At 70.0% G+C, this 12,695-nt stretch carries 9 protein-coding genes; all 9 read right to left on the bottom strand.

Annotated features, from left to right (window positions below; all coding sequences use genetic code 11):
* Positions 1-8 precede the first annotated feature (8 nt).
* The gene (locus D452_RS28190; RefSeq protein ID WP_017544424.1) at positions 9-1,280 is read right to left on the bottom strand and encodes an acyltransferase family protein; all 1,272 of its coding nucleotides are present in this window, start codon (positions 1,278-1,280) and stop codon (positions 9-11) included.
* A 461-nt stretch (positions 1,281-1,741) separates the two neighbouring features.
* On the bottom strand, positions 1,742-2,572 hold the full coding sequence (gene nadE / locus D452_RS0112165; protein ID WP_017544423.1) for an ammonia-dependent NAD(+) synthetase: 831 nt from the start codon (positions 2,570-2,572) through the stop codon (positions 1,742-1,744).
* A gap of 69 nt (positions 2,573-2,641) precedes the next feature.
* Positions 2,642-3,226 carry a putative glycolipid-binding domain-containing protein gene (locus D452_RS0112160; protein WP_017544422.1) on the bottom strand — a complete coding sequence of 195 codons (585 nt, stop codon included), beginning with the start codon at positions 3,224-3,226 and terminating at the stop codon, positions 2,642-2,644.
* 138 nt (positions 3,227-3,364) lie between these two features.
* Positions 3,365-4,936 (bottom strand): sodium/proline symporter PutP, encoded by a 1,572-nt coding sequence (gene putP, locus D452_RS0112155; RefSeq protein WP_017544421.1) that lies wholly within the window; start codon positions 4,934-4,936, stop codon positions 3,365-3,367.
* Positions 4,937-5,230: 294 nt separating this feature from the next.
* Complete coding sequence (locus D452_RS0112150; RefSeq protein WP_017544420.1) at positions 5,231-5,959, bottom strand: FadR/GntR family transcriptional regulator; 729 nt, start codon at positions 5,957-5,959, stop codon at positions 5,231-5,233.
* Between the two features lie 437 nt (positions 5,960-6,396).
* Entirely contained in the window at positions 6,397-7,479 is a 1,083-nt protein-coding gene (locus tag D452_RS0112145) for a ribonucleotide-diphosphate reductase subunit beta (protein WP_017544419.1), read from the bottom strand.
* Positions 7,480-7,592: 113 nt separating this feature from the next.
* Positions 7,593-10,148, bottom strand: a complete 2,556-nt coding sequence (locus D452_RS0112140; RefSeq protein WP_017544418.1) for a ribonucleoside-diphosphate reductase subunit alpha — start codon at positions 10,146-10,148, stop codon at positions 7,593-7,595.
* Positions 10,149-10,928: 780 nt separating this feature from the next.
* A complete protein-coding gene (locus D452_RS0112135; protein WP_026129225.1) occupies positions 10,929-11,498 on the bottom strand; it encodes a hypothetical protein in 570 nt (189 codons plus the stop codon).
* Between the two features lie 26 nt (positions 11,499-11,524).
* Positions 11,525-12,695, bottom strand: a 1,171-nt coding sequence (locus D452_RS0112130; RefSeq protein WP_017544416.1) for a hypothetical protein, incomplete at its 5' end; no start/stop codon positions are given.

Below are 12,695 nucleotides of genomic sequence, written 5' to 3'. Positions count from 1 at the left end.
CCACCGGTCTACCCGGGGTAACCGTCCCGGCCACCGGGTCGAACCAGGAAACTGGGCAAAAGCTGTGCTCGCGTTGACCCGACGGCGGAGCGCGCACGCGGTGCGGCGGTCAGCAGCAGACCGGAGACCACGGCCACCAGGCCCAGTACCGGCGCCAGACCGAAGCCCAGACCGGCCACAGTGAGGGCCAGCAGCCCTCCGCCGATCAGCGCGGCGGCGGCCAGCACGCGGACCAGCCCGGGGTCGCCCCGCAGGACCTTCGGCGGCTCCTCGAACCGCACCGCCCAGTTGGCCAGCGGCAGGAGCAGCGGCACCAGGACCGCCACGCCGAGCACGCCCCACAGCAGCCACAGCCCGGTCATCGGGTCGGGCGTGTTGATCCCCAGTCCGTACACGACGGCCCCGGCGACCACGGAGATCGGCAGCATGTGCCACAGGTACACGGTCATCAGCTGCGGCGAGACGCGGTCCAGCATCCGCGCCGGACCGGGCCGGTCCGACCACGCGGAGATCCGGTCCCGCAGGAGCATCGCGACGCCGACCTGCACCGCGCCCAACGCCGCCAGCACCAGGGTCGGCGGGGCCACGTTCGAGGTCTCGGCGGCGAACACGCCGGTCATGTTGAGGGAGTAGGGCCCCACGTACACCAGGACCACGGCGGTCACGGCGCCGACCGCGGCCATCCCCACCGCGTGGGGGCGGCGGATCGCACCGGTCGCGTACCGGAAACCCAGCTGGTGCACGGCCAGCCAGACGAAGGCCACGTTCAGGAAGCCGAAGGCCTCCACCCCGAACCCGAACCGGCTCAGGTCCACGACCATCGCGCCGGCCAGCAGCGCCGCCGGAACCCACCAACCGAACCGGTCCTGGGCGGCCACCAGGATCGGAGTGGCCACCACCACCAGCACGTACGCGGCCAGGAACCACAGGACCATGCCCGCCGCCCCGGCGCCGACCAGCACCGGCTGCTGGGGGGCTCCGCCCAGGACCGCCAGGTGCGAGGCGAGGATCCACACCACCGCGAGGGGCACCACCGGCCAGGCCAGCCGCCGCAGCCGCTTGGCCCACCAGACCGAGGCGGACTCGCCCCGGTTCTGGGCCGAACGCCAGCTGATCAGGTTGGCGGCGCCGCCCACGAAGAAGATCAGCGGCATGACCTGGGACACCCAGGTGAGCGCGAACCCGCCCGGGGTGCTCAGGACGCTGGTCGCGGCGAGCTCGCCCTCGGACTGCACGGTCAGCACCGGCAGCCACCAGTGCTGGATGACCACCAGGACCATGACGAACAGGCGCAGGAAGTCGAGGAAACGGTCCCGGCTCCTGGAACGGGGCGCGGNGGCCGCCCCCCCCCCGCGGGTTCGACGGTCACGGTCATGGCTTGTCGCTCCTTGGTCTTTCCCGGGTTCTGGGGGACGTCCCGGCACCGGTGGCGCCTGGACGTGCTGACCGGGCTGTGCTGACCTGTGGGGGGTCCCGACACGTCCCGGTGCGTGCCCTGCTGACGGGCGCTCACCGATACGGATGACGGCAGTGGTGACGCGTCGCTCGTATCGACTCTAGGCGCCAGGTCAAAGGGGCCGCGAGGGCGCTGGGTACCCTCTCTCACCGACGGCCTGCCCTCCCACTGGGGGTGGTGCCAGCACTACCGGGACCCCCGGTGCGCCGGGGAGGCGGGGGTGTCCGCGGTGCCGGGGGTGCGGGTGGGGCCGGGGCGAGGTGGTGCCGCGGGGACCCGGGGGGATCAGGGAGCGGTGGGGAGGGCGCGCTTGTGCCCGGTCACACGGTAGCGGTCCACGAGGGTGCGGACCACCTCGTCGGAGACCGGGAGGCCCTCGAGGAAGTCGTCGATCTGGTCGTAGGTCAGCCCCAGCGCGTCCTCGTCGGGCTTCTGCGGGGTGAGGGTCTCCAGGTCGGCCGTGGGCACCTTGTTCACCAGGTCCTCGGGGGCGCCGAGTTCGGCGGCGACCGCGCGCACCCGGCGCTTGGTCAGGCCGGTCAGGGGAACCAGGTCGACCCCGCCGTCACCGTACTTGGTGAAGAAGCCGGTGACGGCCTCGGCGGCGTGGTCTGTGCCGACCACCAGGCCGCGCAGGCCGCCCGCGATCGCGTACTGGGCGATCATCCGCTGGCGGGCCTTGACGTTGCCGACCACGAAGTCCTCGGCGAAGGCGTGCTCGTGGGTCACGCCGGCCTCGATGAGGGAGGCGGCCATGGCGTCCGTGGCCGGGCGCACGTCCACGGTCAGGCAGCGGTCGGGGGCGCCGAACTCCACGGCTCGGGCCGCGTCCTCCTCGTCCTTCTGGACCCCGTAGGGCAGGCGCACGGCCACGTACTCGGCCTCGTGCCCGGCCTCGCGGGCGCGGTCGACGGCCAGACGGGACAGCCGTCCGGCGGTGAGCGAGTCCACTCCCCCGCTGATCCCGAGGACCAGCGCGCGGGCACCGGTCGTGGTGAGTCTCTCGGCGAGGAAGGCAACGCGGCGCTCGATCTCGGCGTCGACGTCGAAGTGCTCGGGGACTTCGAGGTCGCGGATGATCTCGCGGCGCTGCTCGCTCAGCTCGGTCTCGGTCACGTGCGCTCCCTGGGTGTGGTGCGTGGTCCACCGATTATCACCCTTGCGGGGGATCGCTTCACCACGTGGTCAGGCGTCCGTGTGCAGGCGGCGGGCGAACCGCTCGTAGTCCACCACCACGCCGTCACCGTCCACGGACAATCGGTACTCGCCGTGGAGGGGGTCGCGGTAGGTGTACCGCTCCAACCCGTCCTCGGCCGGGTGGCGGGTGTAGCGCTGACGGACCCGGCGGACCCGCAGGCAGGGGATGTCGATCCACGCGACCGCGATGTCCCGGTGCTCTCCGGGACGCAGGCCGAGACGGCGGATGGGGAGCGTGTTCGTGAGGGGGGTGGCCGCGACGTCGGCGTCCAGGCAGCCCACCAGTTCGGGGAGCGGGCGGCCGTCCGCGTCGGTCCAGTGGCCGTCCTGGGCCCGGAGCGTGACCGATCTGGGACCGCTGGTGGAGAGCACCTCGGCGCGGACCTCGCGGGTCGTCCAGGCCAGGTCCGTGCGGACGGTGAAGCGCGTGAAGAAGCGCTCCTCCCCCTCCACCACGGTCTCCCCGGCCTCCAGCCGGTGGCCGTCGGGCTCGGGAAGTACCGCTCCGAGCCCCAACCCCTGGGGTACGTCGGTGCGGGTCCAGGCGGCCGGGTGTTCCGTCAGTGACGACATGTCACCGTTCTACCGTTCTGGAGGGTGCGGCGCCAGAGCGCGAGCGTGCCCGTGCCGAACGTGACACGGGCACGGAAGCCTTTCGTTACGGGGCCCGCGGTCCGTCCGGCGGGGACCGCGGGCTCCGTAGGACGGGTGTCAGGCGACGGGCTGGGGCTCGTCGTCCCGGCCGCCGGCCTTGAGTTCGGCCTGCACGCGGTCGAAGTCCTCCTCCATCTGCGGGCTGACCTTGCCGAGCCCGTTGAAGACGAAGACGCACAGCACGCTCAGGGCGATGGCGGGAACCATGGCGTACAGCCCGATGCCGAGGTAGGCCTCGTCGACGGTGTCCCAGATGATGGCGGTGGTGGCGCCCGCGATCATCCCGGCCAGGGCGCCGGCCCAGGTCATCCGGCGCCAGAACACGGCGAGGACCAGGACCGGACCGAAGCCCGCGCCGAAGCCCGCCCAGGCGTAGCCGACCAGGCCCATGACGGACTGGTCGCCGTACAGGGCCACGAGCGCGGCCACCACGGCCACGACCACCACGGCCAGGCGGCTGAGCCACATGAGGGTCTTCGGGTCGGCGTCCTTGTTGACGAAGGCCTTGTAGCCGTCCTCGGTGATGGCGGAGGAGGCCACCAGGAGCTGGGAGTCGGCGGTGCTCATGACCGCCGCGAGGATGGCGGCCAGCAGGAAGCCCGCGACCCACGGGTTCATCAGGGCGTCGATGAGGCGGGGGAAGACCTGCTCGGGGTCGTCCAGCGGGGTGTCGAAGTAGGAGATGCCGACGAATCCCACGAGGAGCGCCAGCGCCATGGCGGTGACCGCCCAGGTCACGCTGATGGCCGCGGCCTTGGGGATGTCCTTGAGGGAGCGGATGCCCATGTAGCGGGCGAGGATGTGCGGCTGGCCGAAGTAGCCGAAGCCCCAGGCCAGACCGGAGACGATGACGACCCAGCCGAGCGTCTCGGTGGACACCCAGGCCCCGTCGGTGAGGGTGGAGCCGCCGAAGGCCGACATCAGGTTCTCACCGTTGGCGTTGACGCCGTCGGCGACCGCGCCGAGGCCGCCCAGGAAGCTGATCGCGACCACGGGCACCACGAGCAGGGCCAGCCACATCATCATGGCCTGCACGACGTCCGTGACCGAGACCGCGAGGTAGCCGCCGATGACGGTGTAGGCGACCACGATGCCCAGGCCGATGAGCACCGCCAGCTCCGGGTTGAGCCCGAAGACCTGGTCGAACAGCGACATCATCGCCGTCATGCCGGAGGCGACGTAGAAGAAGTAGAAGACGATGATGAGGATCGCCGAGACCGCGCGCAGCAGACGCGTGCGGTCGTTGAAGCGGTTCTCCAAGAAGGCGGAGAGGGTGAGCGAGTTGGACTCGCCGCCGTGGCGGGAGTCGGTGACGCGCTCGGTGTACACCCGCAGTCGCGGTGCGAGCAGGATCCAGCTGCCGAGGAAGCCGGAGGCCAGACCGACCGCGATCCAGGCCTCACCGAGACCGGACGCGTAGATGGCGCCGGGCAGACCCAGCAGGAGCCATCCGCTGAAGTCACTGGCGTTGGCGCTCAGGGCGGTGACCAGACTGCCCAGTTTGCGGCCGCCCAGGACGAAGTCGGACTGTGACTGGGTGCGGCTGTAGAAGTACACAGCCATCGCGACCATGAGGCCGAGGTAGATCGTGAAGGTCACGATGGGGCCGACCAAGGAGTCGGGGTTCAACCGTCTCCTCCTTTCCCTGGAAACGCCAACGTTTGACCGTTTAGCGTCATTTACTAAGAACAGGCCGATCATCACGGTTGGTAGCCCGGACCACAATGCCCTGTGTGCGAAACAACACCCGGTCGAGACCTGGTCGAGTTCTCGACCAGGCAGAATTGTTCGGCTGGCCATCGCCGGGAAGTCCTGTTTGTCGGATCGGACATACGTGGGGCCCGACGGCTCCGAAACGGTCCCAGATAACGAGACACCGACCGCGGTCGGTTTCCGAACGGGTTCCCCTGAGCGTTCGGGCCCTCAGCCGAGCAGCTCCCGCAACCGGTGCTCCACACCGGCCAGGTGCCCGCCCAGGGCGAGCCGCGCCGCCTCGGGGTCGCGCGCCCTCACCGCCCGGACGATCCGGCGGTGTTCCCCGTCGCTGGCCGCCAGACCGTCCTCGGTCAGCGGCGCCACGTCCATGAGCTGGTTGATCCTCATCCGGGCCTCCGTGACCGCGGCGGTCGTCCGCTCGGATCCGGTCAGCTGGGCCAGGGTGATGTGGAAGACGGTGTCGCAGCGCCGGTAGTCGGCGGGTCCGGCGCCGGCCGCCACGCCCACGCGACGGTCCAGGAGGTCGTGCTGGTCCGCCGTGAGGCCGGTCTCGGCCAGCCGGACCACCGTGCCCGTCTCCAGGGTGCGCCGGAAGGCGAGCAGGTCGTCCAGGGCGGCGCCGGTCCCACCGAGGCCGCGGCGCGCCTCGTCGGGGGTGGGCCTGGGAGGCGGCTCGGCGACGAAGGTGCCGCCGCCCCGACCGCGCCGGGACTGGACGTAGCCCCTTCGCCGGAGGTGCTGGATCGCCTCGCGCAGGGTGACACGGCTGACGCCGAGCCGGGAGGAGAGGTCGCGCTCGGCCGGGAAACGGCCGCCCGCCGGGACGACACCGAGCCTGATGGCGCACATCAGCCGCTCGATGGTGACCTCCAGGGCGTTGTCGGCCCGGACGCGGCGGAAGACCGCTTCGGCCGCGGGATCGCAGGATGGGATCACTCGGTCAGCTTAGGACGTGTTCCGCACTCTCGCCCGGAAAAGGCGGATCACCAACCTTCTCGGACTGTCCGTATACCCATAGGGTGAACGACCCCTTCGACCCTCAACGAATCCGCTTTCACTTGCGCCACTCCCGGCACGCGCACCCCTGGGTCGACCTGGTCAACGCGACTGCCAGGGAGAACCAGCGGAACCTCGACCGGTCGACCACCGACTCCTCACGAAGCACCGCACCGTGGCGTTCTCGATTCCCGAACATAATTCGACATTTGATTCTTTGATCCACGACACCGAATCGGTCGGTTTCGGAAATGGTCGCGGACAGGGCCGCAAGGGGAAGTGTGACGATCGGGGAGGCCCGGGCACGCGAACGGCCCGGGGCGCGCGCCCGCCCCGGGCCGTTGAAGGGGAGAGAATCGTGTTCTCCCTGGAAGGACCTAGTCCCAGTCCAGGCCGCCACCCGTCTGGTACTCGATCACTCGGGTCTCGAAGAAGTTCTTCTCCTTCTGGAGGTCCATCATCTCCGACATCCACGGGAACGGGTTCTCGGTCTCGCCGAAGATGGGGGCCAGGCCGATCTGCTCGGCGCGGCGGTCGGTGATGAAGTGCATGTACTTCTCGCACAGCTCGGCGTTGAGGCCCAGCACGCCGCGCGGCATGGTCTCGCGGCCGTAGGCCACCTCCAGCTCGCAGGCGTCGGTGAGCATCTGCCGCACCTCGGCCTGGAACTCCTCGGTCCACAGGTGCGGGTTCTCGATCTTGATCTGGTTGATCACGTCGATGCCGAAGTTCAGATGGATCGACTCGTCACGCAGGATGTACTGGTACTGCTCGGCGATGCCGACCATCTTGTTGCGGCGGCCCAGCGAGAGGATCTGCGCGAAGCCGGTGTAGAACCACATGCCCTCGAAGATCACGTAGAACGCGACCAGGTCACGCAGGAAGGACTGGTCGGCCTCGGGCGTGCCGGTCCGGAACTCCGGGTTCTCCAGGTTCTGGGTGTACTTGAGCGCCCAGGCGTCCTTCGCGGTGATCGAGGGGACCTCGCGGTACATGTTGAAGAGCTCGCCCTCGTCCAGGCCGAGGCTCTCGCAGATGTACTGGAAGGTGTGCGTGTGCACCGCCTCCTCGAAGGCCTGGCGCAGCAGGTACTGGCGGCACTCCGGGTTGGTGAGCTGGCGGTACACGGCCAGGACGATGTTGTTCGCCACCAGGGACTCCGCGGTGGCGAAGAACCCGAGGTTGCGCTTGAGCATGAGGCGCTCGTCCTCGGTGAGCCCGTCCTTGGACTTCCACAGCGCGATGTCGGCCTGCATCGCCACCTCGGTGGGCATCCAGTGGTTGTTGCACCCGGCCAGGTACTTCTCCCACGCCCACGTGTACTTGAGGGGCAGCAGCTGGTTCACGTCGGCGCGGGCGTTGATCATCGACTTGTCGTCGACGTTGACGCGCTCGGCGTCGCGCTCGATCTCGCCGAGGCCGCTGGTGGCCGCTGCGCTGTTCTCGGAAACCGCGGTCATGCTCGAACTTGTCCGTTCTCCGGTCGGGCCGGGGTCGTCTGCGGGGAGTGGAGGGGTGCCACGAGGGGGGGCGGGGGCGCCCGCGGGTGTCGCGGGCGCCCCGGGGTCCCTCGCTACTGGCAGGCCTCGCACTCGGGGTCCTCGATGCTGCACGCCTGGCCGTCGACGATCTCGAACTCGTCCTCGGGCTCGGGCGCCACCGGCTCGGCCACCGGGGCCGGGCTGGGAGCCGGGCTCGCGACGGGGCTGGGAGCCGGGGCCGCCGCGGGGGCGGCCGGGGTGGAGGCGACCGCGTTGAGTCGGCCGTCCGTGCCCTTGAGCGTGCTCTTCTCCACGTGGGTGGCGCTCTGCGAACGCAGGTAGTAGGTGGTCTTGAGACCGGAGCGCCAGGCGCGGCGGTACAGGGCGTCCAGCTTCCTACCGCTGGGGGCGCCCATGTACAGGTTGAGCGACTGGGCCTGGTCGATCCACTTCTGGCGGCGCGAACCGGCGTCCACCAGCCAGTTGGGGTCGACCTCGAACGCCGTGGCGTACAGGGCCTTCAGGTCGTCCGGCACGCGGTCGATGTCGCCGAGGCTGCCGTCGTGCATCTTGAGCGCCGACACCATGTCCTCGTCCCAGAGACCGCGCTCCTTGAGGTCGCGGACCAGGTAGTCGTTGACGACGGTGAAGTCGCCGGACATGTTCGACTTGACGAACAGGTTCCGGTAGACCGGCTCGATCGACTGGCTGACGCCGGTGATGTTGGCGATGGTCGCGGTGGGTGCGATCGCCATGACGTTGGAGTTGCGCATCCCGGTGGTCTTCACGCGCTCGCGCAGGGAGTCCCAGTCCAGGGTCTCGCCACGGTCCATGTCGAGGTCGCCGCCACGGGAGTCGGCGAGCAGGCGCAGGGAGTCGATGGGCAGGACGCCCTTGCTCCACAGCGAGCCGTCGAAGCTCTCGTACGAGCCGCGCTCCTTGGCCAGCTCCATGGACGCCTCGATGGCGTAGTAGCTGATCAGCTCCATGCTCTCGTCCGCGAAGGTCACCGCGCCCTCGGAGGCGAACGGCGTGCGGATCTTGAACAGCGCGTCCTGGAAGCCCATGAGGCCCAGGCCGACCGGGCGGTGGCGCATGTTCGCGCGGCGCGCCTCGGGGATCGTGTAGAAGTTCACGTCGATGACGTTGTCGAGCATGCGCACGGCGGTGCGGACGGTGCGGCGCAGGCGCTCGACGTCCATGCCGTTCGGGCCCACGTGCTGGGGCAGGTTCACCGAGCCGAGGTTGCAGACCGCGACCTCGTCCTTGCTGGTGTTCAGCGTGATCTCGGTGCACAGGTTGGAGGAGTGCACCACGCCGTTGTGCTGCTGCGGCGAGCGCAGGTTCGACGGGTCCTTGAAGGTGATCCACGGGTGGCCGGTCTCGAACAGCATGGTGAGCATGCGGCGCCACAGGTCCACGGCGGGCATCTTCTTGGAGACCTTGATGCGGCCGGCCTCGGCGTCGGCCTCGTACTTCTCGTAGGCCTCGACGAAGTCCTTGCCGTACTTGTCGTGCAGGTCGGGGACCTCGTCCGGCGAGAACAGGGTCCAGGTGCCCTGCTCCTCCACGCGCTTCATGAACAGGTCCGGAACCCAGTTCGCGGTGTTCATGTCGTGGGTGCGGCGGCGCTCGTCACCGGTGTTCTTCCGGAGGTCGAGGAACTCCTCGATGTCGATGTGCCAGGTCTCCAGGTAGGCGCAGACCGCGCCCTTGCGCTTGCCCCCCTGGTTGACCGCGACCGCGGTGTCGTTGGCGATCTTCAGGAACGGGACGACGCCCTGGCTCTTGCCGTTGGTGCCCTTGATGTGGGAACCGAGACCGCGGACCGGGGTCCAGTCGTTGCCCAGACCGCCCGAGTACTTGGACAGCATCGCGTTGTTGCTGATGCCGTGGAAGATGTCGTGCAGGTCGTCGCCGACCGTGGTGAGGAAGCAGGACGACAGCTGCGCGCGGACCGTGCCCGAGTTGAACAGGGTGGGCGTGGAGGCCATGAAGTCGAACGAGCTCAGCAGCTCGTAGAACTCGATGGCGCGGGCCTCGCGGTCGTCCTCGTTCAGCGCCAGGCCCATCGCGACGCGCATGAAGAACGCCTGCGGGAGCTCGTAGCGGACGTCGTCGCTGTGCAGGAAGTAGCGGTCGTACAGGGTCTGGAGGCCGAGGAAGGTGAACTGCTCGTCGCGGTCGGCGTGCAGGGCCTTGCCCAGGCGCTCCAGGTCGAACTGGGCCAGTGCCGGGTCCAGCTGACCGAGGTCGATACCGCGGCCGACGTAGGCGGCCAGGTAGCTGGCGTAGCGGTCGTCCATGTCGGACTGGGTGGCGGTCTCGGCGGCGCCGCTGACGAAGCTGAGAGCCTCGGTGCGGAGCTTGTCGAGCAGCAGGCGGGCGGCCACGTACGAGTAGTTCGGGTCGACCTCCACGTAGCTGCGGGCGGCCATGACCAGGGCGAGCTCGACCTCGGAGTCCGCGATCCCGGGGTAGAAGCCCCGACGCGCCTCGGTGAGGACCTTGGCCGCCGAAACACCGGTGAGCCGCGCACAGGCCTCGGTTACGACGTGCTCGATCCGGTCGATGGCGGCGGGGGCGCCACCGCCGTTGGTCGGCGCGGGCCGAACGGATGCGGGCACGGCCTCGACGTCAAGGGTCATACAGCGGCTCCAACCTCGGTAAAGAAGAGTCCCGGCGGGGAACGGGGTTCACGAGTAGCAGACGCGCGGCTCGCACCGGCGGCCCACCGCACCGGATGCGGATGGACCCGCGACCGGCGGGTCGCGGCGACTCCCCTCGAAGCCCCCTCGTCTGCGTTGCTGATGGCGGGTCCTGGGACCCGCGGGTGACCTACTCAACCTCCGCTTCCCGGGGCCCCGTGGGGCCTCGTCGCGTGTGGCGGTCGTCGTTCCCGTCTGCTTCACCAGGGAGGGAACCCCGGTGAACCACCAACGGGTCCCGATACTACATCTAGGGGGTGCCACCTTGGAACACCGCAAGATGATGGCGTGTCGCTGATTTCTCGGATTCTTCGACGGATGTCGAACACACGCCTGGAGCGTGGTATGAGTGCCCCACGGGCGCCCTGTGACAGGGCGTCTCCGGCCGGTTCGAGGGCCTTCGCGGAGGGTCGGTGACCCAGCCTAGAACGTCGGCGGGGCGCGCGTGTCCGCCCGACTCCCGGAGATCGGCCACAGGGCCGTGCGGATACGCCGGAGAAGGGTTCGCGCGCCCCGGGATTGACGACCGAACCTGGCGTACCTGGTCGGTGTGGCTGCGGGAAACGGACCCTGGGAGTCCGGAGACGGCCGATCGCGCCCCCGGTCGGGGCCGGATCGGGGGCGCGTCAGAAAGCTCACTTCCCGGGGGTGTCGCCGAGCCGCACGGCGCGCCGTACCCCGGGGCACGCGCTGGCACGCGGGCCGCGACCGCGCGGCCGGTCAGAAGTCCAGGAGCATGTCCAGGTCGTCCTCGGGCAGGCCGAGGTCCGTGCGGATCCGGAAGCGGATGCGAAGGAGCTCGTCGAACAGGTCCCGGGCGTAGGCGGACAGGTTGCGGTTCTCGAACCAGCGCGCGCCCGAGGTGGCCCAGCGCTCCGCGCCCTCCAGGTCGTCGTGGGCGTAGAGGGCCTCGGCCACGTGGATGTGGGTCTGGAGTCCGGGCTGGGCCCCCTTCTCCAGCCGCTTCAGGTGCTCGTAGGCGAGGTCGCGCTCGTCCAGCTGGAGCAGCGCCCCCGCGCTCAGCGCGTGCGCGTCGACCACGGTCGGGCCGCCGTCGTCCATGGCCCGCTGGTAGGCGGCGCAGGCCCGCTCGAACTCCTGGGCGATCTCCCACTGCTCGCCGGCGCGTACGAACAGCTCCGCCCGGGTCACCTCGCTCCCCGCGTCGACCCGGTTGGCCAGGTCGAGCAGCTGGGCGGCGATCCGGCTGTGTTCACCCGACCGGACGGCGTGGAATTCCAACCGGTCGAGTTCTGCCGTCGTCACTTGGGTCAACCGCATCGCCCCCATCCCCTACTCGCACTCGCGCGCGCCGGTCAGGGCCTGGCACGCTCCAGTGCCTGCCAGAACCCCTGGCGCAGTCCGTCACGGACCTCGTCGCGCAACAGGTGGTCGATCGGGAGTGAGGAACCCTGGAGCAGCCTCGCCTCCAGGTCGGAGGGCATCCTCGGCCTACGAGCCAGGACGGCCTCCACCCACAGGGCGGGCGCCTCACGAGCGATCGACTCCGCGAAGTCGTTCCCTTCCTTGTGCGCGACATGCACCGCGTCATCAACGGTATGCGCGCTGGAGCCCGTCTGTTGGGTATATCCAGGACTAGGGTTGGATTCCTGGTATCCAGCCGAACCGAACCGGCTGTCGTACTCGGGACCAGTAGGTCGCCGTTCCCCGAAACCGGGGGCGGCGCCACCGCGGCGAGCGGCGTCAGTTGCCGTACTGGTCCCATAGGTAGGGTTTGTGTCCGCCCCACCTCCGAAGCCTGGTTCGTCACCTGGGCCGAACCTCAGGTCCGGGCCGGGCGGAGGTGAGTTTCTCTGCGGTGGCCCCTGCTGGAAGTCGGCGAACGAGGCCTGGGGGCCGGTCCCCGCGTCGAAGGACCGCTGTGGCCCCGTCCCGTTGAAGGACGGCTGCGGCCCGGTCCCGTTGGTGAACCCGGGCTGGGCGCCGGGCATCTGCTGCCCCGGCTGCTGCCCCTGTCCCGGTCTGCCCTGGAGGCCGTAACCGCCCTGCTCCACCCCGCGCATGGACGGGTGTCCGCCGGTCCCGGAGGGCGGGTAGCCGCCCTGACCGTTGGGTCCGTGCCCGTTCTGCGCCGCGTGGACGTTGGGGGCGGGGTGCGCGCCGGAGGCACCGGGGTAGGAACCGTTGCCGTTCACCCCGGGCGGGGCCTGCCCCCCAGAGGGGAAGCCGTTCGCGTCGATGCCACCGGAGGAGGCGCTCTCCGCGCCGGGCCCGGCCAGGTGGTCGACGCCGCGCTGCTGCGCTATCGAGCGGCGCATCGCACGCAGCTGCTCCATGGCGCTGCCCTGGGGCACGGGCTGTCCGCCGGTGCCCGCGAACATCGCCTCGAGTCCGCCGGTGGAGGTGTTGACCGTCTCGCCCCGGTTGGAGCTGGTCGGAGGGGCCGCGGGCTGTCGCGGCTGGGGGGTCTCGGGCTGGCGCGGCGCCTCGGGGGCGGACCGGCTGCGGCCGTTGGCGAAGGGGGTG

Origin of the sequence: Nocardiopsis prasina DSM 43845, from assembly GCF_000341265.1 — a bacterium.
GTDB classification, from domain to species: domain Bacteria; phylum Actinomycetota; class Actinomycetes; order Streptosporangiales; family Streptosporangiaceae; genus Nocardiopsis; species Nocardiopsis prasina.
Note: the sequence above shows the minus strand (reverse complement) of the source record. Positions and strands in the feature narration are given on the sequence as shown.